We start from the raw sequence: 21,884 nt of genomic DNA on the forward strand, positions 1-21,884 counted from the left end.
TGATGGCTGGGCCGAAATCCAGCAAGACGGCTCCATCACCGGCCAAATCTGCTTCCACAACGGCGACGAAGCTGACTTCATCGCCCGCAAGTGGATTTCTTCAACAGCCTGCTAGATCTCGATAGGGCCATTGTATTATTTGTATGCGACAACCACGAGGCGCGAGCTATCGGAAGTAAACGCTTCGCCTTCCTGCCCATAAGCTTCAACAGTCTGGAACCCCGCGCCTCGCAACATGCGAACATATTCAGAAAACCCATACTGTCTGAAAGAAAGGTGCGTTCGTCTAACGCATCCATCGCGGACTATAATCCTTTCGAGGTTCGAGCGATCGCGTAGCACGTCATTGCTAAATATATCGATTCTTACATCATTGTGGCGCTGCGCAACGTAACAGATAGGCGACTTGTGGCTCAGGAAATCGATGCGATTAGGGTGATCGATTAGCAGACGCCCGCCCGTTCGAAGGCAGGAAGCGGCTTCACGAAGAACTGTCTCATTGTCCGCGTCATCGAAATAGCCAAACGTCGTATACCACAGAAAAGCCGCGTCGAAGCGATCTCGCCAGGGAAGTGAACGCATGTCGCCCAAAACATACTCAACATTTAATCCGCGCTCAGCCGCGTCCGCTTCGGCTTTTTTTAGCAAGATCGGCGAGATATCAAGCCCGGTTACTTGCGCTCCTTTTTCCGCCAACCGGTTGGAAATCCGCCCATAACCGCATCCAAGTTCAATAACGGGGCTATCTTGCCCAATGGAAAGAAGGTCACAAATTACTTCTGCTTGCCGATCACTGCTTTCCGGCAGGTTGACGACGTCTCCAAAATATATATAATCTTCTCCGAAGTACGACTCAAGCTCTGATGGTGAAATAGAATTATCAATTTTGTCATCCATTTTTGATTTCCCTTCTACAGTATGATGGATCGCACAGATTGTTGCACGCGGCATATAATATTGAAAGGCGATATTTGTATATTTTTCTATACCGTTGTTAAATGTTTTTGTAACAGTCATCGACCTTGGTGTGTTCGAGATTGTTTATCGGGCCGGCGCGGGGCCTCGCGAGGCGCCACTCTCGAAGCTCGCCAACATGGATTTCGCGGATTTTGGTCCGGGCTGTGCGGCGCATACCGGCCTTCGAGGTATCCGACTTGTTTCATCGGTCCGCCGTAGCGGAGCGCATGTCGATTGTTGGCGCGCGCTGTCCGTTCCGCGTTTTCAGCGAGGAGACTGATCGGCGGCTTTGAGCTTGAGCTGGCCATGGGGACTCTGCCAGTTTGTACATGCGTGTCCAGACCGGAAGGGCTTGAGCTTGACGGTCCGAAGTTTGATACGCGCGTGCGTAAGCCTATTCCCTAAGCACGGTCTGCATGAGGCGCTCGGTCCCATCCTGCACCCCACCCGTTGCCTTGTCTCGAGCGCTGCGTAGACGATCGATTCCATGAAACTGGCATGTGCTCGTAAAGGCGCGAGTCTGGCCCCTCATGGAACTGGTGGGTTGCTCGCGGATTCCTCGTTGGCGGTGAACTGAACGAGGAGCAGCGAAATGGCAAGAAGGCGGCGAGCGATTGAGCTGGCGATGAGCGATGAGGAGATTGGAACTCTGACGGCGCTTTTGCGCTCGCGAAGCGAGCGGCACGGCGGGTTGAACGGGCACGGATGCTGCTCGCCTACCGTGACAATCCATCGTTCTTCGCGGTCGGGCGGAGCCTTGGCGTCCATCATCAAACAGTCGAGCGCTGGGTGGAGCGAGCGCTGGCCTATGGGCGGCCGCTGACGGCACTCGATGACCGACCGCATCCGGGAAAGGAGCCGACGATCACGCCGGAGGCCAAGGCTTGGCTGGTATCTTTGGCGTGCGACAAGGCCAAAGAGCACGGCTATCCGCACGAGTTGTGGACGACGCGGCTTTTGGCACGCCATGCGCGAGCATGGACCGGCGGCCGGGCACGAATGTCTCGCCAGGCTGGTGCAGGGCACGGTGTGCAAGATACTCGGCCAAGAGGAAATCAAGCCGCACAAGGTGCGCTACTACCTGGAACGTCGCGACGCCGCGTTCGAGCAGAAGATGGCGCAGGTCTTGTGTGTCTATCGCGAGATCCAGATCCTGAAAAAGACCGCCGCCAAGTCGAACAAACCGGGCAAGTCGGTGGCGATCGTCTCCTACGATGAGAAGCCGGGAATCCAAGCCATCGCAACGACGGCGCCGGACTTGCCGCCCGTAGCTGGCGTCCACCTGACCTTCGCGCGCGAACTAGGAGTGGCAGCCCAAATCCTAGATGTGGAATGTCCCTGAGGAAAAGGAATACCCAGACATTTGAATGCCCGCGCTTTACGATTCGATAAGTCCGAATCTTACGGCCTTCACAGCGGCGACCGTTCTGCTAGCGGTATTCAACTTTCGCATTACGTTCTTTATATGAAAATTGACGGTGTTGACGGATATCCCTAGTATTTTTCCTATTTCCCACGACGATTTTCCTCGCGCCGTCCATAAAATACACTCCTTTTCTCTTTGCGAAAGGTTAGCTCCATCTTCGATACCACTGTAGTGCGCAAGCTTAGAGAAGCTCAGATGGAAATGTAGCGCGGCCAGTTGCAAGTAGGCGATTGTTCTATTTTCCATTTCGTGGTGCCGGGATTGAGCGAAGCTGATGACTGCAAAGCTGCCATCGGGACCGTGCAATGGTACGCTAATGCCCGACCTTAGGCCGAACGTCGCAGCTTCGTCGAAAACGCGCCGCTCGTCTCGAGTCGTGCTCGCGTCGTTGTACACTTCGCTCCATCGAAAGGCATCTGCGCTCCTTCGACTCGTCTTGATGATGGGGTCTATTCTGTCAAAACCCATTTCGAAATATCGCTCCTGCCAGTCATCAGGATAATTCAGCATGACCGCCGGGCTGCGTCGAACCGGCCCGCAAAATCTTTGGTCCGGTGTAAAAGAGCCATAGGCGATCCACGGGCAGTCAAAATTCAGAGCAAAGGCAGATAAAAGGTCGAACAACCGCTGAGATTGAGCAACGCCATTGGTCTGGTCGAGAAATCGGCCCAACTGGACGGCAAATGCCTGACCGGCTACCGTTGGGACCTGCCAGCCGTCGAATTGAGGGACTGAAGTCATCGGCGGGCGTTCCATAGTCTCTGCTCCGCAGCCATTTGCGCCGTATGCTGTCTCTGGGCATACAAAGCTGGCGGCTAAAAGGCTGCGGCTCTGGGCGTCGTGTCGGAAGGCCGGCATATCGGATGGCCGGCATCGCCAAAAATCTATCACATCGCCGCAGCAACCAGCGTTATTTTTGGGTGAACTAATGTGACACGACCGCTTCTGAAAGTTTCATATAGTAAAAGTCTTTCAGAAGCGTACCGATAGTCGTTGCGCGATTTCCTAGCCCGGAAATTTCATGGCAGGTTGGCGGATGTGGAGCAAGCCAGTCGAAATGACGTAGGATTTGTTTCCTAGGCCGATCCGAACCGTTTCCCGGAGACAATACCCGCCATGATTGATCTTACGCTGCCGGTGAGCGGTTTGTCATCAGTCGGCGGCAAGTCCGTCGTCGCCCGTTTCGACGGCGGCATGCTGTCGTCCAACAGTGGTTCTCGCTCTGGCCGAGGTGGAAAAGCGGCTGCGTGTTGCCGAGCGTCTGGCGCGCTGCATCGACGATTCGCGCTGTTCGGACCAGATCGTCCACAGCTTGGCCGACATGATCGGCTTTCGTATGAAGATGATCGCCGCCGGCTACGAGGATGGCAATGACACCAACCGGCTGCGCTACGATCCGGTCTTCAAGATGGCCCAGGATGCGCTGCCATCGGGTCCGGATCTGGCCTCCCAATCGACGATGTGCCGGCTGGAGAACCTGCCTGGGGTGCGGGAGCTAGTGGATTCCGTCTAACATAAGAGTCCTCTCTGATTGGGGTCGTTGAGGTCAAGGCGCTCCTGCACTTTTTTCTCGGACGGCTCCGCGAGTCACTCGCTTCTCTTCGCGGTTGGCGCTGGGCCGCCGCATGATGGGGTCATGAGAGCGAGGCGTCTCAATCTGATTCACGACCTTGCGAACTTGGTTCGGCAGGTTCGGGGACTCTTAACGAGATCACCTCGCCCATCGTCCCCACGGAACGATCCGGGCATCGCCCTGTTGGGGCGAAAGCTTGTTCGTGTTTGCTCGCTCCTTTGATCTGTTTTGGATCACACCGCCAGCGCGGTATTCTCCTTTCCAAAGCGGAACTCGGTTGCGTCGGCCCACATGCGGTGCAGGATAATTGCCAGTTTGCGGGCCACCGCCACACGCGCCCGCGCCATGCTGCGGCGCTTGGCAATTTTCATGCCCCATGCCCTGAGGCTCGACCATTTCTTCGAGCGCACGAGCAGCGAATGCGCTGCCTCGTAGAGGGCGGTGCGCGCGAGTTCGTCGCCGCAGCGGCTGACCTTGCCCTGGATATCGGTCTCGGGCCGGCGTCAGCCCCAGATGCGCGCCAACCGCCCGCGAGGTGCCGAACCGCTCCGGCCGGTCGATGGTGGCGCGGAAGGCGAGCGCGGTGATCGGCCCGACGCCAGGCGCGTGACGAGATGCAGGCGATCCTCGAAGCGCCCGATGCTCAAACCTGGGCCGGCCAGTGAGATCGAGCGCTGTTCAGCCTGATGTATAACACCGGCGCGCGGGTATCCGAAGCCATCGGGCTGCGCGTCGGCGACGTGATCATCGATGGTTCGGCAGTCGCGCATCTACACGGCAAGGGGCGCAAGGAGCGGAGCGTGCCGCTCTGGCACGGCCCAACTCCTCCGCAACTGGCGACGCCGGTTGGCCGACCCGGGCGCAGACCGTTTCTTGTTCCCGAACCGCGGCGGCGAGCGCATGGCGCGCTCGAACGTTACCCAGCGTCTCGGAATCGCGGTCTCGACAGCCGCCGAGCGTCACCCGCAGCTCACGCGCCGTCCCATATCGCCGCACACCATCCGCCACTATTTACCCCGCCCGACTATGTCGGGTAGCTTTGACCGCAATGGCAAATGTCTGAGGAACAAGGAGATTTTCGGCAGAGACACCCGGGTCACCCGACATAGTCAACGCGATCTACAGGCTGTTCAGGAACTCCAGCAGGTTGTCGTCTGGCCGGAAGCGGGATCACTTACCGGAATATGGGAGCGTCTTTGCCAATGCCGTCTCCTTCATCGCCCACGTCGCCTCGAGACAGATCTGCGAGGTCTCGACCGATTCATGGCCGAGCCATAGGGCGATGACGGCGCGATCGACGCCAGCCTGCAGGAGGTCCATGGCCATCGTGAGCCTCAGACGATGAACAGTGACGCGCTTTCCATTCAGAGACGGGCACATGGCAGAAGCGGTCTGGCGGTGTTTGTTCAGCATATACTGAACGCCATGAACGCTCAACCGCTCACCTCTGGCGCTGGGAAACAGGACCCCTCTTCGCCGCGCTGAGGCTCTTTCTGTTCTCAAGACTGCGGTCGTAGACTTGGCGAACGAGGTGCAGCGTTCCTTGCGCCCTTTGCCAATGACGCGCAGGTGGGCGCCCGTGCCGAAGAACAGATCGTCCCGCTTGAGACCGGTTATCTCCGATAGCCGCAATCCGGTGTGCACCGCGACCAGCAGGAATGCGTGATCACGTCGCCCAGACCAGGTCGATCGATCCGGTGCGGCCAGCAAGGCATCGACCTCCGGGCGGGTCAGGAAAGCAACCAGGGTTCGAGTGAAGCGCTTGCTGGGGACTGCAAGCACGCGTTGGATTTGGGCGGAATGCGCGGGTGCCTCGAAGGCCGCGTAGCGAAAGAAGGAATGAATTGCTGCGAGGCGCAGGTTGCGGCTGCGGACGCTGATACCCTAATGGTTCTCCAGGTCATCAAGGAAGGCAACGATCAACGGCGCGTCGACCTCCTCGAAGTTCAGGCGAGACGGCGGCTTATGCAATGTTCGTTCGGCGAACTTCAGCAACTGCCGAAGCGTATCGCGATAGGAACTGATCGTTGCCTGCCGCTGTTGCATCAGACGCTGGGTGAAAAAGCGCTCCAAAAGAGGCGCCAGGCTGGCAAGCTTGGTCATGTCCGATCCTCCCAGCGGCGCTCAAGGCGGCGCATTGCTTCTTTCATCAACTCGGGTGAAGCGCTGAGCTACCATTGGGTATCGGCCACGTGGACATGACCGAGATAGATGGACAAAAAAGGCAGCAGCCGCTCGGGATCTTGCGGGTTATTTCTGGTTGTTGGGTCGGCATAATCAGAGGCTCTTCAAAAAGGCAAGGAGATGGTCATCAGGCTTATAGCGGCCCGCCCGGCTGTCGGTAGCCTCGGTCTTCGCCAAAGCTTGTTCCTTGAGCTTCATGTCGGCCTTAAGATAGATGGCCGCGGTTTCGACCGACTCGATGGGACCGAGGACGAGCTCGCTTCAACCAGATCCTACGTCATTTCAACGGCTTGCTCCTCGTCCGCCAACCTGCCATGAATTTTCCGGGCTAGCGCGAGGCGCTTTCAGAGGTCTGCGCGCCTGTGCATCCCACTCCGGCCTCAGTAGCGAGAGCACCAGCTCGTCGCGATGCTCGTCGCGGAAGAAGGCGCTGCTGCGCGCCACGCCTTCGGCAACAAAGCCAATGGCCTCGTAGCTGCGCCGCGCTCTGAGATTGTCGGGGAAGCAGCAAATCCAGAGCCTGTGGACGTCGGTCCCTGCAAACGCCTCATCTACTACGACGCGCATCATTGCCGTGCCTAGTCCCCTGCCGGGCTCGGCGACAGCGACGCGCTCTACAAGTGTCACTTGCTCGGGCGAAGCCCAGCCGCACAGGATGGCGAAACCGAACAGTATTCCGTCAGCCTCGCCGACAAAGTAGGCATAACGCGAATCAGCGAGAGCCGCCATATGCCGAGCTTCCTCCCAGCGACCGACCAGCGATTCGTATCCTTCCAACCGCTCGGTGCGCATGATGAACGGGATGTCGGCGGCGGCGGCCCGCCTTAAAGTGACGCTCATTGGAAAATCCCGTCGATCAACGCTTCGCAAGCATCGCGCGCGAAATCGGGGGAGAGCTTGAGCAAGGGTCTTTTCCTCATGACGCTTTCTTATTCGTTTGTGGATCGGCCGTACATTTGGATCGAGATCAGTGCTCGCTTCGTCAGCGTCGCTGCATTGCGGACAAGCTTCGCCTACCACCGTGGACACGACTAGGAGCAGCCTGGTGGCACTGAGAATGCCGCGCGTCTTGGAGGTTCTCGGCGCCACGCTGCGGCGCATCGAGCAGGTTACGAAGGATAATTGACGTTCCAACTGCCGGTGGAAGCCGGTCATTCGCAGCGGCGCCCAACTTCAGGTCCACCAGAGAACAAGATCTGGCCGCGCAAATCCGAAAAAGCAATTCAGCAGCACGCGACGCTTTCCGTTGCCTGATTGACCGGTAACCCCATGAACGAAACCGCCGTCAAGTAGCGCGATATCCCCGGCCTTGAGCTGGATTTCGCGGCTAGGCACGGCCTCGAGATAAGCTGCGGAGTAGGGATATCCCGTGGTCTCCACACCCTGCGACCTTCGATCTGCGACTGTCGGCTTGTGACTCCATAGCCTCAAGTTTCCACCTGCCTCAGGCATGCTGGGATAAAAGTTGAGTGCTGCGACGATGTTGTCCGCCACCGCAGAAAGCTCGTAATCTTTCCCGGCACGTAACACTTGAGCGACATCGTCGTGGGGGTCCAAGGAAAATGTGCCGCTTCCGGTCCAACTGAGAGCGCGACAAACATTGGCCTGACCGCCTTCCGAACGGGCCAGCCGCAATTCGATGCCCTGTTTGTGAAGCTCGCGCTTCAACGCTTCGAATAGTGCTCGGACAGGGTCGACTAAATTGCCAAAAAGGGCGTCAACGTGCGGCCGTGCATTTTCCGCCTCCTCGAAATAGGATTCCGCATCCTTCCTGTAGTGGGATGCGCCCACATATTGTCCGGGGACGCCATCTTTACGCTCGTTGAGAGCGGGACTGCCAAAAAACTTCGTGGTGATCTCCTCGGCTACTTCGGTGCTGAAAGCTTGGCTGATATGCAGAGCCGTGATCTCACCCTTCAGGACCGAGATGATCTCCGCAGTGCTGATCGAGCCGGTTCGTTCTTTGACTGTAAGAGGCGAGATGGCCGGCGTTTGAGCTACTTGGTTAGTCGCCATCGGTTTTCTCCTGTAGTGCGTGATCGAGGATGGCAATGCCGTGATCGAGTTCGTCATCTGAGATGGTTATCGGCGGAAGGACTTTGATGACGTCGCGATTTGGCCCCGAGGATTCGATCAGCAGGCCGTTTTCGAACGCGACATCGTGCACACGACTAACGACGGCCTGTGACCGGCACTTGAGGCCGGCCATCAGACCACGGCCGCGCTTTTGTTCGATGCACTTCGGGAATTTCGCAACGAGGCGATCAAGGTGTTCTTGAAGTTTGACGGCCGTCCGCTCGACGGCTGTAGTAAAGACCCTGTCGGCCCACATTGTGCACATGGCCGCGGAAGTCACGAAGGCGAGATTATTGCCTCTAAAAGTCCCGCTATGTTCTCCCGGTTTCCATATGTCCAAGTCGGGGCGAATTAGAACTATGGACAACGGACTACCTGACCCGCTGAGCGATTTCGAAAGGGTCACGATGTCGGGCTCGATTTTCGCGAACTCGAACGAGAAGAAATCGCCCGTTCGTCCCGAACCTGCCTGAATGTCATCCACGATGAAAACAACGTCGTGCTTACGGCAAATGCGCTGAATTTCTGAGAGCCAAGGTGCGGATGCGGTGTTCATGCCGCCTTCTGCCTGGATGGGCTCCAGGATGATTGCGGCCGGCTTTTCTATCCCGCTGCCGGGGTCGCCCAATACGTGATCAATGTAACTCGCGGAATCGAAAGTTTGGTTGGGATAGTTCTCATAAGGGACACGGATCACATCGTGGCGAGCAACGCCGCCAAGCTGTCTGGTTGCCGCTGAACCCGACACCGCTAAGGAGCCGAGCGACATGCCATGGAACGAATTTGTGAAGGCCATGACGCTCGAGCGGCCGGTATATTTTCGCGCCAGCGCCAACGCCGCTTCGTTAGCGCTTGTCCCGGTCGGCCCAGGAAACTGTATCTTAAAAGAAAGGCCCCGGGGCTTCAGGATCGACTCGACAAACACTTCGATGAAATGACGCTTCGCGGATGTATACATATCAAGCGACAAAGCTATCTTTTTATCGACAAGGTATTTAATTGCCGGCGCCATAATATCTGGATTGTTATGGCCGTAATTTAGCGCCCCGGACCCGACAAGGAAATCAATAAAATGTTTTCCGGCCTCGTCCCATATGGTCGCTCCCAGAGACTTAGTAAAAATTGTTGGAAACGATCGTCCATAGCGACGAACGTTAGACTCGTAAGCTTCGAAAACGTCGATGTCCATTAACGGCCTCTCTGTACGCGGCTTGCGATCAACGCTGCAGGTTCTATGTTCACGCATTCCAAATCATTGAGTCAGACAACTAGCCACGGCCAATCTCGGACTGAAGCTAACGTATCATTGTCAGCGACTTGCATTCGCAAAGACTCTGTAAATTTGTTTGACGAATCTGTTGCAGCACTTTGGTATCGATAGCGTGACAGTCAGTACTCGCCTTTGCGGCCACCCTGTCGGTTGCGTTGTTGGCGGAGGCAACCGGCACAATCGCACCGGTTTTCCGGCATGACTGCAACCACGATGCTTTGGTATTTCTCTACGTCGGCTGCGACGGGACTTGCCGACGAGTGGCTGTGACAGATAGTGATTTCTCTCCTTCGATGTGACGGCAAGACCGGTGCTCGCTCGAATTTCGTTTTGCAACGCGGACTAGCCACACCGCGATTCGCGACTGAACTGGAACTGACCGCGGCATCTAATCGTGGCCATGCCGTGTGCGGTGATTGCGCTGTTCCTTGGACGGCGCGTTGGCCCACTTTCCGGGTTTCGTGGCATTTACAATGCCTGAGTCGGCCCTCGTGAGGTGACGGCCGCACTGAAGGCCACGGTCCGAGCACACTAGTGTGTTTGGAACCCAAGAGCTGACAGACGGCGCCTGCTTCGACAAGGCGCCATCGAAGCGGTTGTCGACCCCCGGTGTTCGCCATCGCACCGTGTGGTGACGACGGCGCGGCTTTTGGAGCGCAGCACGACCAAGAGTTCGCACCCGGTCCACATTCATATGATCGAAAACGCTGGCTCTGGCGGCGAGACTGGCTGATGTCGCTTTTTGTGCGCCAGGTTTCACTCTGTCCGACATCCGACAATTGTTGGATGTCAGACAGGGTGCCAATCCGCTAAACATCCAATTTTCTTCTCTGGCACGCTTTGTGCGGCGTGCCTTGCGACCACATCAAAGATAATAAGTCCCATGATCACACTCACTGAGAACGCCGTCGCCGCCGTCAAGGCCGCGCCGACGAACCGCCGGAAGGCTTTCGCATCACGGTCGAGGCGGGCTGCGCCGGCCTCAAATACCTAAAGGGTCTGGAAAGCGTCTCGCGCGAGGGGACGCCGTCATGGAGACGGACGGGATCAAAGGTGTTGGTCGACGCAAGCTCTCAGCCCATCTCGTCGGCATGACAGTTGAGTTCGTCACGGACCTGGAGTCCTCCGGCTTTATCTTCGACAATCCAATGCGCGGGACAAATGCGCCTGCGGTAGGTCCTTCGGCTAGCCGCCACCATGACAAGGATCGGGGCCATGCGGTATGACACCGACAACGTCTACCACTTCAGCGACAAGGTCTATTTCATCAACCCGAGCGATGTCGGCGTTTTGGACACCCCAAATGCGGCCGGCGAGGTCGGCGCCGTCGCCTGCGGCGATGGGCTTAAATTGACGATGGGTTTCGATCGCAAGACGCAGACGATCACCGCCGTAACATTCCAGACCTTCGGCCGCGGCTCGGCCATAACCGCATCCTCGACATTTACCGAATTCATGGTCGGCAAGACCATCGATGAAGCCCTTCAGATCACCGATCAGGACATGGCGAATTTTCTCCATGCCCTGCCGCCGCACACGACATACTCATCGCTCGACCGCCTCATCCTGGAGCGCGGCTTGCGGCTGATGAGCGAGTTCTTCCGTGCTGTGAGGCAGGCTTTCGAGGAGACTCCAGAATTCTCGCGCCTCGTCCTCGTCAAGGCGTCGTCGCCATGAGCGACTTTATAGTGGCTCTCTCGTGGTTACAGGCGACCCTTCTCCGCAACCTCCACCCGCTGAAACCTGATTCCGCGTGGAGTTCGAGCGTCTGGGTTTTCGGCATCGGGCCACTACGGTGGAACGAGCTGCAAAACGTGCGGTGAGACATTTCCCACCTTTTGCCGCGTCGCATAAGCCCGCAGAGATGTTTCCCTTGCTCACTCGAAGGCCGCTTAAGCAATGTCGGGACGAGGAGATGGTCGCCAATCGGCCGAACAAGGAGATAGAGGAAATGAAGCAACCGTAGGCTTGACAATCATCGCCCCATACAGGCGAGGGAGCGGCTTGCCGGTGGTCATCGGCGCTTTCCGGTAGGGTTTGGTTGTCGGCGCCAACCCATTTCGGAAGGATTACCGATGACCGACGACATGATGAACCTGCGCACTCTCGTGGAGAAGACCCCGGATGCCGATCTGCTGCGCGAGATGATCGGCTTTGCCGCCGAGCTAAACACCTGTCGGGATACGAGCACCAATAGCGCCTGCGAGATCGCCGCGCTTATCCGCGACTTCTCGATAACGCGCCGTTGCCGCTGCCTTTGTTCGTCGGCGGAAAAGGTGGTGGGTATCGGGCAGGCTTTCATAAATCTGTGTCTTACGCCGCGCGAGTTGCTGCGACTGCAAGCGCCAGCTTGTAATCATCAAAGCTGAATGAGTGGCTGGGTATCCACATGTGGTGGAAATCTTTCATCCCACTGTTCGCACCTCTCAGAGCAACCATGGCTTGAGCGATGGATGGTTGATCGACCGCAATGCCGCGCTCGGCCATCATCTCCTCGAGATCGCGCCGGCTGGGCTTGGCGGCCAGGTTCCAGCGCATGCCGCGGATTAGCTGAACGGATCCCGCCAAGCTGACCGCAAAGCGCCGATCGCAGCGGGCAAGCTGTTGAACGACCGCGTCGTGCCGTTCTTCTGATGAGCATAGCATACCACGGAGCCAAATGCTGACGGCGGACCGGTTCGGCAGAAGACTCGTCAGCTTCTCGAAAGTTAAGCTGCCTAGCATTCGAACTAGGTCTCCAGATGCGGATGCCTCAAAGGGTGACGGACCCAGGTACTCGCCAGACGGATCGGTAAGAGATCGTTGTTCCCGTAACAGAAGGAGAGCTCATGGATTCCACCCGGATAAACGGCACCGGATCGCTGCCCTCCCCGCCGGGGTACGTCGACAGACACGATGATGATCTCTTTAGGCAAGCTTTGAACCAAGCCAGGTCATCGACTGTCGCACTTGTCTCGGCAAACGCTCCGATCTGGAGGTCGAGCGCGCCATTCGAGGACTTTTCACATGGCGGCTATTCCTGGAACAATGATATCTGGGGGGGAAAGGGCGCTGGGCCTCAGACAATTTCGGTCTATGCAGACAACCAGTGGAGCGTTTGGTCGAACCAGCCTAATACTGGAGGTATCAAGAGCTATCCCCACCAGGCTTTCAATGTCGGGAAACCGCTCAGTTCGATTAAAACTCTGACTGGGAGCTTCAATCAGGATGTTCCTTCTGGCGGCGCCTGGGACACCGCCTACGACATCTGGGACAGCTCACATCAAAATGAGATAATGCTCTGGACAAACCACACCGGAAATCCAGACGGCAGCGGCAATGTCAAGCCTATCTCAAGTCAATATGACCCTTCCGGTGCGGCGATTCCAATCTACCCCAATGTCAATGTAGGCGGTGCGAATTGGAACGTGTTTGAAGGCTCCAATGGCCACAGGGTAATCTCGCTAGTTCGCACTTCGAAGACCGACAGCGGGACGGTGGACATCAAGGGTGTCCTGGATTGGCTCAAATCTAAAGGTTGCTTTGGCGACATAAATGTCGGCAGCGTTCAATACGGTGTCGAGATTACCGGGTCTCCCGGTGGAGCGAACTTCAACTTCAAGAACTGCTCCGTGACTTCGACGTGACACATATACGGGCTGCGGATCACCCGAAAGGGATGTCGCCAAGTATGTCGGCCGTCCCATCGCCGGTACGATCGCAAAAGGACGTCCTGATCGAAGGCTATGACTGCCTGGCATCATGGATCGCCGCGACCGATGTCGATCGCCGCCGTCAACGCCTTCAGCTATTATAGATAGGGCTCCGCGTGATGGCGGTCGGGCGCGGCGAGGACATCGCCGCGGATGCGAGAAACCTCGGCGCCCATTGCTACACTGACGCCAACGAGGAAAACGCGGCCAACGCGCTGAACGGCATGGGCGGCGCGAAAGCTATCCTTACGACGATCGGCAATTCAGCGGCCATCGCCGCGCTAATGCCTGCGCTTGCGCCGGCGGGTCGCCTGGTGGTGCTCGGCGTCAGCAAGGATCCGCTCCCTGTCTCGACGGGATATCTGGTGGGGGCCCAACGTGGCATTATCGGCTCGATTACGGGGTCACCGTTCGAAAACGAGTAGACGCTGGACGGGAGTGCGACCGATGATCAAACCATGCCGCTGGAGCGAGCCGCGGAAGCGGTCCAAGAAAATGAGGTCCGTCGACGCGAAATCTCGGATAGTCCTGACGATGGGAGACCAACCCAATGCGCATCAATGATGACCTGACGAAACCGGTAATCGTGCACGCTGCCAGGCTCGACTGGGTACAAAGTCCAGCCGCGGGCGTCGAGCGCCGCATGCTCTATCGCGTTGGCGGCGAAGTCGCGAGGGCGACTTCGATCGTTCGCTACGCTCCCGGCAGTGGCCTTTCCGCGCCATGTCCATGCCGGCGGCGAAGAAATTCTCGTCCTTGAGGGAACCTTCCAGGACGAGCATGGTGACTATCCGGCGGGAAGCTATTTCCGCAACCCGCCAGGCACCTCGCATGTGCCTGCATCGAAAGAAGGATGCACGATCTTCGTGCGTCTTTGGCAGTTCCGGAAGGGCGACGACATGCAGATCGTCCGCCGGCCCGGCGAGGGTGAAGCAGCAGCGCTACGCGAGGGCGCCAAAGAAGCGCGTGTCCTGTTCGACGACGGTGAGGAGCGAGTCTCAACTGAAGTCTGGCGGCCCGGCTCCGCCATAAAGGTCGAAAATCACCGAGGTCTCGAGTTCCTTGTCCTGTCCGGCAGCCTCGCCGTCGGAGGCGAGAACCTGGAACCGCAAGGTTGGGGTCGCTTGCCTGCGGGCAAGCCGCTTGAAGCGACAGCGGGGCCGAAGGGCGCGCAGATCTGGATCAAGGACGCTCCCCTTCAGCACGCCGACGTGTTGCCGATCCCAGGTTGATCCCTGCGGCGAGGATGTTCATGCGCCGGAAGGTAGAGGTTACGACTGCATTCCGGAACTGAATTTGAGCAAATCGCCGGCAAGGGATTAGCGTCCCATTTCCCGAGCAAGCTTCAGGAAGCCGTCGATATAGGAGGTCGTCTCCTCGCCGCGCCGCACGCCCAGGTTGATGCTCTTCCGGATGCCGCTGTCTCCCAGGCGCAGTGCGCGTATCGGCAGTCCGGACGCATCCTCCTGCAGGAGCCAATCGGGAAGAACCGTCACGCCCCTGCCCGCGCATACCAGTTGCAGCATCAGGTCGATGGTTTCGGCAGTGCGATGCTGACGGGGTCTGCAGTTCGCCGGGACAAGGAAGCGGGTGTAGATGTCCAGGCGCTCCAGCGTGACGGGCACCGTAATCAACTCTTCGTCCAAAAGGTCTTGCGGCTGCACGCGTGTTCGGCCCGCGAGTGGATGCGCCTCGTGCACCATCAGCACCAGCTCGTAATCGAACACGGAGGTGAACAGTAACTCCGGCGTCTCCACCGGGTCCGGCGTTATCAGCAGATCGATCTCATAACCAAGAAGCGCTTCGACGCCGTCGAAGCGGAAGGCAGTTCGCACGTCGAAGTCGACGTCGGGCCATTGCGTCAGATACGGAGTTGCAATTCTCGTCAGCCATCGCTGGCAGGGATGGCATTCCATGCCGACGCGAAGCGCGCCCCTCCTGCCCAGCGCGAAGTCCATCAGGACGCGCTGCGCGTGCTCCATCTGCGGCAAGACGCGCTCGGCAACGCTCAGCAGGTACTCGCCCGCCTGCGTCAACCGCAGGCCCCGTCCGGTCTTCATCCAGATCTTGATGCCGTGCCGTTCCTCGAACTTGGCGATTGTGTGGCTCAAGGCCGACTGGGTGACGTTCAGCTTTTCCGCTGCCGCGGTCACGCTGCCCCGACGGCTTACTTCTCGGAGGATCGCAAGGTGCTGCCGATCAATCATTATGATATACTCTCATGAGTAAATGAAATCATACCATTTCCGCTCATAATGCAATGCCATTAACCTTCCGTCAATCAGCCCTGCAACGGGCGGTCAAGATCGAGGAAGGAACTGCTGTGACGAAGCTGGCATTTGCCCAACATCTCCGCCCGGAGCATGCGCGGGCGGCGTCGATTTTCGACGAAGTTGTCGACCGCAAGAACAGCAACTCCATGAAATGGGCCTTTGCCAGCAAACTTCTCGCGCCGGACGAAGCTGTGGCAGATCCTTTGCCGATGTGGGTCGCCGACACCGACTTCAAGGCGCCACAAGCCGTCATCGATGCGCTCCACGAGGCGGTCGACCATGGCGTCTTCGGCTATCCAGGCGGCGCGACCGCCTCCTACGTTGACGCTGTCGTCGGCTGGCAGCAGCGACGGTTCGGCTGGGACGTCGCCAAAGAATGGATCCTGCAGACCTCCGGCATAATCACCACGCTGAAGACCGCGGTGCAGGCTTTCTCAGCGCCGGGGGACACCATTTTGATCCAGCCGCCGGTCTACGCACATTTCCATAACGATGTCCTGTTGAACGGGCGTCACCTGGCCTACGCGCCGCTCGAATTCACCGGCGATGGGTACCGCTTCAACGAGAGGACTTTCGAGGCTGCCATCCGCGCCAACACGAAGATCTTTATCCTGAGCCATCCACACAATCCGACCGGAAACGTCTGGTCCGAAAGTGAACTGCGGTCCATGGGCGAAATCTGCGCCCGCAACGGTGTTCTGGTCATTTCCGATGAGATCCACGAGGATCTCATTCTCGATCCGGCCAAGAAGCACATCCCGTTCGCCTCACTCGGCGAAGAATTCGCCCAAAACAGCATCACCTGCACGGCGCCGAGCAAGACATTCAACCTGCCCGGCTTGCAGAGCGCCAATGTCTTCGTCCCGAACAAGAGATTGCGTCAGGAACTGCACCGCCAATACGAGCGCAACGTCTTCGAGCTGGTCAACGTGTTGGGGATGGTTGCCGCCGAAGCCGCCTATGCCCATGGCGAGCCATGGTTGGAAGAGATGCTCGCCTATTTGCGGGCCAATCACGCGCATTTCGCCAAGGCGATCAACGAAGCGGATCCGCGCCTGAAGGTCCTTCCGACCGATTCCCTCTACCTGGCGTGGATGGATTGCCGCGGCCTAGGGATGGACGCCGAAGCCCTGAACAGATTCATGCTGACCAAGGCGCGCGTCTGGCTCGACAAGGGCCAGAAGTTCGGGATCGAGGGACACGGGTTCATGCGCGTCAATCTCGGCTGCCCGCGCGCGGTCGTCGACGAGGCGATCGGGCGTATCACCGCCGCCGTCGCAGCGCTTTGAGGGCGCGGCAATGTGTCAGACAATTGAAAAGCGCCTGGATGAACTCGGGATCGAATTGCCGGCAGCGGCCAACTCCGTAGCGAATTACCTCCCGGTGGCGCAAGCCGGAAGCATCATCTTAACGTCGGGCCAGTTGCCGCTCGCCGACGGCAAGTTGATTGCGGCGGGTCTGCTTGGCAGGGATATTGACGTGGCGGTCGGAGCACTCGCCGCAAAACATTGTGCGATGAACATCCTCGCCCAAGCAAAGGCCTGTCTGGGCGGCCTCGAGAGGATCGCCAGGATCGTCAAGATCACAGTCTTCGTCGCCTCGGCCGCCGATTTCACGGAACAACATCTCGTCGCCAACGGCGCGTCTGATCTTCTCGTCGCTGTCTTTGGCGAGAAGGGTAGGCACGCCCGCTCCGCCGTCGGTGTGGCGGCGCTTCCGATGAACGCGCCCGTCGAAATCGAAGCCATCATCGAGATCACTCCAGAACAATGAGCGTCTTCGGTCCGACAAGGCCGAACAAGTGGGAACTCAACCGATCCAAGTGGCGGACAATTCGGCAAAAAAGCCAGCGCTGCCGGATCACAAACCGGGAGAATGAAAATGAAAATGACGATCGCTCTTGCCACCCTTGCAGCGGCAACGCTGACGGCCGGTATCGCTTCGGCCGGCACGATGGCCGACGTTCAAGCGCGTGGTAAGCTGAATTGCGGTGTGACCGGCGGCCAGGCCGGCTTCTCCGCTCCGGACGCGTCTGGAGCATGGCACGGCATGGACGTGGATTACTGCCGGGCAGTCGCGGCTGCGGTCCTGAAAGATCCCAACGCCGTCACCTTCGTGCCCACGACGGGGCAAACGCGTTTCACGGCGCTTGCCTCCGGCGAGATCGACATTTTGTCCCGCACGACGACCTGGACGTTTTCGCGCGATGTGGACCTGAAGTTCACTTTCGCGGGCGTGAACTACTATGACGGCCAGGCGTTCATGGTGCCGAAATCCCTCGGTGCGAAGAGCGCAAAGGATCTGAACGGCGCCACCGTTTGAATTCAGACCGGGACCACCACCGAGCTGAACCTTGCGGAATATTTCCGCAAGAACAACATGAAATACGACCCGGTTCCCGTCGAGAACAACGGGGACGTCCAGCAGAAATATCTTGCCGGCGCTTGTGATGTGATTACGAGCGACGGGTCCGATCTTGCGTCAACCCGCTCGAGCTTCAAGGACCCACAGGACCATGTCATTCTTCCGGAAGTCATCTCGAAGGAGCCGTTGGGTCCGCTTGTCCGCCAGGGCGACGATCAATGGGCGGACGTGGCGCGCTGGACCTTGAATGCGCTTCTGGCGGCTGAGGAGCTCGGCATAACATCCGAGAACGTGGAGAAGCTTTCCGCGGGCACGGACAACCCGGAAGTCAATCGCCTGCTGGGTAAAGAGGACAAGCTTGGCGAAATGCTGGGGCTGGATCCTGCCTGGGCTAAAAGGGCGATTGCGTCCGTTGGCAACTACGGGGAAATCTTCGCCAGGAACGTTGGCGACAAGACGCCGATCGGATTGGCCCGCGGACAGAACGCTCTGTGGACGCAGGGCGGCCTGATGTATCCGCTGCCGTTCCGTTGAAACGTTAAAGGCGCGGGCTTGCCCGCGCCTTTAACTTTCCTGCGCTCATTGGCTCCCCCGCGCACTTAACCTGCCGAAGGAAGTATCGCAGCGAACCTTTAGGGAGATCACTCATGGCCATGAAACGCGAGGCTTTCCGCGAGCCTTTTCACCTGAGCATGCTCTTCAATGACACCCGCTATAGAGCCCGAACGATTCAGGTCATCGCGTTCATCCTGCTCGTCCTTGCGGCTGCCTGGCTGGTCGACAACACGATTCACAATCTGGCTGCGCTTGGAAAGAACTTCTCGTTTGGATTCCTCTGGAACACGGCAGGCTATGACATCTCGCCGCACGCCATCGCGTATTCGAGCACGAGCACCCACGCCCATGCCGCTCTGGTCGGGTTACTCAACACACTGATTGTTGCCGCGATGGCCTGCGTGACGGCAACGGTCCTTGGTGTTTTGGCAGGCGTGCTGAGGCTTTCCAACAACTGGATCGTCGCTCGTTTGATGACCGTCTATGTGGAGAGCTTCCGCAACGTGCCGGCCCTGCTTTGGATCGTTGTTGTCGCCGCAATCATGTCGGAGGCCATGCCGACGCCCAGTGCGTTCCGCGGCGAGCATCCGACGGCCTCCATGGTCCTGTGGGGCAGTGTCGCTGTCACGAACCGCGGCATCTACCTGCCAGTTCCCGATTTTTCCCGCAGCCTGGGCGCATTCGGCGAGCTTGACCTGAATTACACGGCGATCCTCGGCACTCTCGCCCTTTCGCTTTTCGCTTATCGGCGCCTGGTCAGACACGCTCAACGGGTTCAAGCCGTGAGTGGGCAACGTCCGGCGACTTGGTGGAAGAGCTTTTGCATTTTCGCGCTGCCTATGATTGCTTTGCTCTACGCGCTCGGCTTCCATCTTGAGTATCCCGCCCTGAAGGGCCTGAACTTCACCGGCGGCCTGTTGCTGCGCAATTCCTTTATTGCGCTCTGGATCGGGCTTAGTGTCTATAGCGGCGCCTTCATCGCCGAGAACGTTCGCTCCGGAATTCTTGCGATTTCCCGTGGGCAGACGGAAGCCGCTCATGCGCTTGGGCTTTCTCCACGTCATACGATGCGGCTGGTGATCCTGCCGCAGGCCTTGCGGATCATTGTGCCTCCGCTCATTTCGCAATTCCTCGACATCACCAAGAACACGTCGTTGGGCCTGGCGGTCGGCTACATGGATCTACGCTCGACGCTCGGCGGCATCACCATCAACCAGACCGGTCGAGAACTGGAGGCGATGCTTTTGATGATGCTGATCTACGTCAGCATCAGCCTGGTAATCTCGGGCTTCATGAACGTCTACAACAGCCGCGTCAGACTGCAGGAGCGCTAAGATGAACCTGCACAGCGTTTCCTGGGTGCGCCAGGAGCTGGTTCTCCCTTCGGCAAGGCCTACAGGCCAAAATGGTCCGCTGAAATGGATAAGGAAGAATCTTTTCGATGGCTGGCTGAGCACACTTCTCACCGTGGCGTCGATGACCGCGCTCGGATGGCTCGCAATGGCCGTCGCCCCTTGGCTAGGCAATTCCATCTGGAAAGCCAACTCACTCACCGAATGTCGACAACTCCTCAACGGAGCGCCAGGCGCGTGCTGGGCCGTCATCCGCGACCGCTGGCCGCAACTTCTGTTCGGCTTCTATCCTGCGCAGCTTTATTGGCGGCCGGTTCTCGCCTTCGCGCTGCTGTTCGCTGCACTTGCGCCGGGTCTGTTCCGTTTCCTGCCGTCTCACGCGCTCTGGTTCAGCGCAGCCTACCCGGGCATTGCGTGTTGGCTGATCTGGGGCGGAAGCCCGTGGTTTCCCATTGCCGCCTATATCGGCTTCGCCGTCGCGGCCGCTCTGTTCGCGTCGACAGCACGCATCAGTCGAGGGCTTGGGGTGAGTATCGCTAGCCTCGGCGCGGCGCTTTGGTGGATTTATGCCGCCCAGCCTTTTTCGTCTGGCGCAAATAGCGTCTTTCCGATCGCCCTCGAGGCAGTCCCCTCGCGCGAGATCGGCGGGTTTCTGCTGTCGATCATCATCGGCGTGACGGGAATCGCAATGTCATTGCCGCTCGGGATCCTGCTCGCGCTTGGCCGTCGCTCCAGTCTGCCGCTCATCCAGATGCTCAGCGTCGTGTTCATCGAATTCATTCGTGGCGTGCCGCTGATCACGCTGCTGTTCACCGCATCGCTGCTCTTGAACTACTTCCTGCCGCCCGGCACCAACTTCGATCTCGTCCTGCGCGTCGTGATCATGGTGACGCTCTTTGCGAGCGCCTACATGGCCGAGGTCATCCGCGGCGGCTTGGCGGGCCTGCCACGCGGCCAGTATGAGGCCGCGGAAGCTCTGGGCCTGGATTATTGGAAGGCCCAGCGTCTCATCATCCTGTCGCAGGCTCTCAAGATCTCAATTCCGGGCATCGTCAATACTTTTATCGGTCTCTTCAAGGACACGACACTTGTCATGTTCATCGGTCTTCTCGACCCAATCGCTCTTGCCGCGGCCATCCGCGCCAATACGGAGTGGCAAGGGATCTATTGGGAACTCTTCATCTTCATCGCAGCTGTGTTCTTTATCTTCTGCCTCGGCATGTCGCGCTATTCGATGTATCTCGAGCGCCGGCTGAAGACCGACCATCGTTAGGAGAAATGCGTATGACCAAGACCCTACGCGCCCTTTTGCGCGAAAGCGGCCTTTCAGAAACGGCTGTCGAGATCACATCCATGAACAAGTGGTACGGTGATTTTCATGCCTTGCGAGACATCGATCTCACCGTGCGCCGTGGAGAGCGGATCGTCATTTGGGGCCGTCCGGCTCCGGCAAATCGACCATGATCCGCTGCATCAACAGGCTCGAGGAACATCAGTCAGGCAAGATCGTCGTCGATGGGATCGAATTGACCAGCGACCTGAAGAAGATCGAGGAAGTCCGCCGCGAAGTCGGGATGGTGTTCCAGCACTTCAATCTCTTTCCACACCTGACTATCCTCGAGAACTGCACCCTCGCCCTGATCTGGGTCCGCAAGGTGCCAGAAAGGCAAGCCCGAGAGATCGCCATGCATTTCCTCGAGAAGGTCAGGATACCGGATCAGGCGCATAAGTATCCGGGTCAGCTCTCGGGCGGTCAGCAGCAGCGCGTGGCGATCGCCCGGTCTCTGTGCATGAAGCCACGCATAATGCTGTTCGATGAACCGACTTCGGCTCTCGATCCGGAGATGATCAAGGAAGTGCTCGATACGATGATTACGCTCGCCGAAGAGGGCATGACGATGCTCTGCGTCACCCACGAAATGGGTTTTGCCCAAGCGGTGGCGGATCGGGTGATCTTCATGGATCAGGGCCAGATCGTGGAGCAGAACGAACCGAAGACATTCTTCAGCGCGCCGCAGTCGGAACGAACGCGCGCCTTCCTCGGGCAGATCCTAGGCCACTGAGCAACAGCGTCAGCGCCCTGGCGCGCCGGCACCACACTTTACTGAGACCTCGGGCATAAGCGGCGATCTCAACGTAGCTCGGAGATCTATTCTGGCCGG

Annotated in this window: 18 protein-coding genes and 7 pseudogenes; 15 read left to right on the forward strand and 10 right to left on the reverse strand. The window is 58.4% G+C overall.

From position 1 onward, the window contains the following. Nucleotides 1-135: 135 nt before the first annotated feature. A complete protein-coding gene (locus RFM41_RS30755; RefSeq protein WP_320319330.1) occupies nucleotides 136-1,017 on the reverse strand; it encodes a class I SAM-dependent methyltransferase in 882 nt (293 codons plus the stop codon). A gap of 468 nt (nucleotides 1,018-1,485) precedes the next feature. Beyond that, complete coding sequence (locus RFM41_RS30760) at nucleotides 1,486-1,728, reverse strand: hypothetical protein (RefSeq protein ID WP_320253110.1); 243 nt, start codon at nucleotides 1,726-1,728, stop codon at nucleotides 1,486-1,488. On the opposite strand from RFM41_RS30760, the pseudogene RFM41_RS34245 reads away from it, so the two are divergent. Both RFM41_RS34245 and RFM41_RS30765 read left to right on the forward strand, forming a co-directional pair. Beyond that, nucleotides 1,663-1,890: pseudogene (locus tag RFM41_RS34245) on the forward strand (helix-turn-helix domain-containing protein); the annotation flags it as partial. The gene RFM41_RS30760 and the pseudogene RFM41_RS34245 sit on opposite strands and share 66 nt — an antisense overlap. Before the next feature lie 34 nt (nucleotides 1,891-1,924). Beyond that, a complete protein-coding gene (locus tag RFM41_RS30765; RefSeq protein ID WP_320253109.1) occupies nucleotides 1,925-2,299 on the forward strand; it encodes a hypothetical protein in 375 nt (124 codons plus the stop codon). 36 nt (nucleotides 2,300-2,335) lie between these two features. Here RFM41_RS30765 and RFM41_RS30770 read toward each other — a convergent pair whose 3' ends face one another. Beyond that, complete coding sequence (locus RFM41_RS30770) at nucleotides 2,336-3,139, reverse strand: helix-turn-helix transcriptional regulator (protein ID WP_320253108.1); 804 nt, start codon at nucleotides 3,137-3,139, stop codon at nucleotides 2,336-2,338. A 360-nt stretch (nucleotides 3,140-3,499) separates the two neighbouring features. Here RFM41_RS30770 and RFM41_RS30775 point away from each other — a divergent pair. Then, a pseudogene (locus RFM41_RS30775) lies at nucleotides 3,500-3,884 on the forward strand (transposase); the annotation flags it as partial. Between the two features lie 305 nt (nucleotides 3,885-4,189). Here the strand turns inward: RFM41_RS30775 and RFM41_RS34250 are convergent. Both RFM41_RS34250 and RFM41_RS34255 read right to left on the reverse strand, forming a co-directional pair. Further along, complete coding sequence (locus RFM41_RS34250; RefSeq protein ID WP_430691585.1) at nucleotides 4,190-4,327, reverse strand: hypothetical protein; 138 nt, start codon at nucleotides 4,325-4,327, stop codon at nucleotides 4,190-4,192. 121 nt (nucleotides 4,328-4,448) lie between these two features. After that, nucleotides 4,449-4,544, reverse strand: a pseudogene (locus tag RFM41_RS34255) (transposase); the annotation flags it as partial. Between the two features lie 98 nt (nucleotides 4,545-4,642). On the opposite strand from RFM41_RS34255, the gene RFM41_RS34260 reads away from it, so the two are divergent. After that, nucleotides 4,643-4,993, forward strand: coding sequence for a site-specific integrase (locus RFM41_RS34260; RefSeq protein ID WP_430691584.1), 351 nt, complete (start codon nucleotides 4,643-4,645; stop codon nucleotides 4,991-4,993). Nucleotides 4,994-5,126: 133 nt separating this feature from the next. Here the strand turns inward: RFM41_RS34260 and RFM41_RS30785 are convergent. From RFM41_RS30785 to ectB, 4 genes and pseudogenes are all read right to left on the reverse strand, one after another. Further along, nucleotides 5,127-6,059 (reverse strand): annotated as a pseudogene (locus RFM41_RS30785) (tyrosine-type recombinase/integrase). 363 nt (nucleotides 6,060-6,422) lie between these two features. Continuing rightward, nucleotides 6,423-7,295 (reverse strand): GNAT family N-acetyltransferase, encoded by an 873-nt coding sequence (locus RFM41_RS30790; protein ID WP_320253107.1) that lies wholly within the window; start codon nucleotides 7,293-7,295, stop codon nucleotides 6,423-6,425. Between the two features lie 18 nt (nucleotides 7,296-7,313). Next, nucleotides 7,314-8,156: a 2OG-Fe(II)-dependent halogenase WelO5 family protein gene (locus tag RFM41_RS30795; protein WP_320253106.1), complete on the reverse strand. Its 843-nt coding sequence runs from the start codon at nucleotides 8,154-8,156 to the stop codon at nucleotides 7,314-7,316. Beyond that, a complete protein-coding gene (gene ectB, locus RFM41_RS30800) occupies nucleotides 8,146-9,405 on the reverse strand; it encodes a diaminobutyrate--2-oxoglutarate transaminase (RefSeq protein WP_320253105.1) in 1,260 nt (419 codons plus the stop codon). The genes RFM41_RS30795 and ectB overlap by 11 nt, the downstream gene beginning before the upstream one ends. Nucleotides 9,406-10,701: 1,296 nt before the next feature. Between ectB and RFM41_RS30810 the strand changes: the two genes are divergently transcribed. The 5 genes and pseudogenes from RFM41_RS30810 to RFM41_RS30835 all read left to right on the forward strand — a co-directional run bounded on the left by RFM41_RS30810 (nucleotide 10,702) and on the right by RFM41_RS30835 (nucleotide 14,410). After that, on the forward strand, nucleotides 10,702-11,163 hold the full coding sequence (locus tag RFM41_RS30810; RefSeq protein ID WP_320253104.1) for an iron-sulfur cluster assembly scaffold protein: 462 nt from the start codon (nucleotides 10,702-10,704) through the stop codon (nucleotides 11,161-11,163). A gap of 398 nt (nucleotides 11,164-11,561) precedes the next feature. Beyond that, on the forward strand, nucleotides 11,562-11,855 hold the full coding sequence (locus tag RFM41_RS30815; protein WP_320253114.1) for a hypothetical protein: 294 nt from the start codon (nucleotides 11,562-11,564) through the stop codon (nucleotides 11,853-11,855). A 459-nt stretch (nucleotides 11,856-12,314) separates the two neighbouring features. Next, on the forward strand, nucleotides 12,315-13,112 hold the full coding sequence (locus RFM41_RS30825; protein ID WP_320253103.1) for a glycoside hydrolase family 12 protein: 798 nt from the start codon (nucleotides 12,315-12,317) through the stop codon (nucleotides 13,110-13,112). 185 nt (nucleotides 13,113-13,297) lie between these two features. Beyond that, entirely contained in the window at nucleotides 13,298-13,603 is a 306-nt protein-coding gene (locus tag RFM41_RS30830; RefSeq protein WP_320253102.1) for a zinc-binding dehydrogenase, read from the forward strand. A 125-nt stretch (nucleotides 13,604-13,728) separates the two neighbouring features. Beyond that, a pseudogene (locus tag RFM41_RS30835) lies at nucleotides 13,729-14,410 on the forward strand (cupin domain-containing protein). Between the two features lie 87 nt (nucleotides 14,411-14,497). On the opposite strand, the gene RFM41_RS30840 reads toward RFM41_RS30835, so the two are convergent. Next, a complete protein-coding gene (locus tag RFM41_RS30840; RefSeq protein WP_320253101.1) occupies nucleotides 14,498-15,385 on the reverse strand; it encodes a LysR family transcriptional regulator in 888 nt (295 codons plus the stop codon). A gap of 116 nt (nucleotides 15,386-15,501) precedes the next feature. On the opposite strand from RFM41_RS30840, the gene RFM41_RS30845 reads away from it, so the two are divergent. From RFM41_RS30845 to RFM41_RS30870, 6 genes and pseudogenes are all read left to right on the forward strand, one after another. After that, nucleotides 15,502-16,740, forward strand: coding sequence for a MalY/PatB family protein (locus RFM41_RS30845; RefSeq protein WP_320253100.1), 1,239 nt, complete (start codon nucleotides 15,502-15,504; stop codon nucleotides 16,738-16,740). Between the two features lie 10 nt (nucleotides 16,741-16,750). Next, entirely contained in the window at nucleotides 16,751-17,224 is a 474-nt protein-coding gene (locus RFM41_RS30850) for a RidA family protein (protein ID WP_320253099.1), read from the forward strand. A 108-nt stretch (nucleotides 17,225-17,332) separates the two neighbouring features. Continuing rightward, a pseudogene (locus RFM41_RS30855) lies at nucleotides 17,333-18,349 on the forward strand (amino acid ABC transporter substrate-binding protein). A gap of 113 nt (nucleotides 18,350-18,462) precedes the next feature. Further along, nucleotides 18,463-19,704, forward strand: a complete 1,242-nt coding sequence (locus RFM41_RS30860) for an amino acid ABC transporter permease (RefSeq protein ID WP_320253098.1) — start codon at nucleotides 18,463-18,465, stop codon at nucleotides 19,702-19,704. A 1-nt stretch (nucleotide 19,705) separates the two neighbouring features. Next, nucleotides 19,706-20,995 carry an amino acid ABC transporter permease gene (locus RFM41_RS30865; protein ID WP_320253097.1) on the forward strand — a complete coding sequence of 430 codons (1,290 nt, stop codon included), beginning with the start codon at nucleotides 19,706-19,708 and terminating at the stop codon, nucleotides 20,993-20,995. A gap of 11 nt (nucleotides 20,996-21,006) precedes the next feature. Continuing rightward, nucleotides 21,007-21,785 (forward strand): annotated as a pseudogene (locus tag RFM41_RS30870) (amino acid ABC transporter ATP-binding protein). The last annotated feature ends 99 nt before the right edge of the window (nucleotides 21,786-21,884 follow it).

It is taken from the genome of Mesorhizobium vachelliae, from assembly GCF_033977325.1.
Lineage (GTDB): Bacteria > Pseudomonadota > Alphaproteobacteria > Rhizobiales > Rhizobiaceae > Mesorhizobium > Mesorhizobium vachelliae.

Bases quoted from the DNA above. Each gene is read 5' to 3' on its own strand.
- RFM41_RS30755 (WP_320319330.1), bottom strand. From the start codon at position 1,017: ATGACTGTTACAAAAACATTTAACAACGGTATAGAAAAATATACAAAT.
- RFM41_RS30760 (WP_320253110.1), bottom strand. From the start codon at position 1,728: ATGATGGACGCCAAGGCTCCGCCCGACCGCGAAGAACGATGGATTGTC.
- RFM41_RS30765 (WP_320253109.1), top strand. From the start codon at position 1,925: ATGCGCGAGCATGGACCGGCGGCCGGGCACGAATGTCTCGCCAGGCTG.
- RFM41_RS30770 (WP_320253108.1), bottom strand. From the start codon at position 3,139: ATGGAACGCCCGCCGATGACTTCAGTCCCTCAATTCGACGGCTGGCAG.
- RFM41_RS34250 (WP_430691585.1), bottom strand. From the start codon at position 4,327: ATGAAAATTGCCAAGCGCCGCAGCATGGCGCGGGCGCGTGTGGCGGTG.
- RFM41_RS34260 (WP_430691584.1), top strand. From the start codon at position 4,643: ATGTATAACACCGGCGCGCGGGTATCCGAAGCCATCGGGCTGCGCGTC.
- RFM41_RS30790 (WP_320253107.1), bottom strand. From the start codon at position 7,295: ATGACCGGCTTCCACCGGCAGTTGGAACGTCAATTATCCTTCGTAACC.
- RFM41_RS30795 (WP_320253106.1), bottom strand. From the start codon at position 8,156: ATGGCGACTAACCAAGTAGCTCAAACGCCGGCCATCTCGCCTCTTACA.
- ectB (WP_320253105.1), bottom strand. From the start codon at position 9,405: ATGGACATCGACGTTTTCGAAGCTTACGAGTCTAACGTTCGTCGCTAT.
- RFM41_RS30810 (WP_320253104.1), top strand. From the start codon at position 10,702: ATGCGGTATGACACCGACAACGTCTACCACTTCAGCGACAAGGTCTAT.
- RFM41_RS30815 (WP_320253114.1), top strand. From the start codon at position 11,562: ATGACCGACGACATGATGAACCTGCGCACTCTCGTGGAGAAGACCCCG.
- RFM41_RS30825 (WP_320253103.1), top strand. From the start codon at position 12,315: ATGGATTCCACCCGGATAAACGGCACCGGATCGCTGCCCTCCCCGCCG.
- RFM41_RS30830 (WP_320253102.1), top strand. From the start codon at position 13,298: ATGGCGGTCGGGCGCGGCGAGGACATCGCCGCGGATGCGAGAAACCTC.
- RFM41_RS30840 (WP_320253101.1), bottom strand. From the start codon at position 15,385: ATGATTGATCGGCAGCACCTTGCGATCCTCCGAGAAGTAAGCCGTCGG.
- RFM41_RS30850 (WP_320253099.1), top strand. From the start codon at position 16,751: ATGTGTCAGACAATTGAAAAGCGCCTGGATGAACTCGGGATCGAATTG.
- RFM41_RS30860 (WP_320253098.1), top strand. From the start codon at position 18,463: ATGGCCATGAAACGCGAGGCTTTCCGCGAGCCTTTTCACCTGAGCATG.
- RFM41_RS30865 (WP_320253097.1), top strand. From the start codon at position 19,706: ATGAACCTGCACAGCGTTTCCTGGGTGCGCCAGGAGCTGGTTCTCCCT.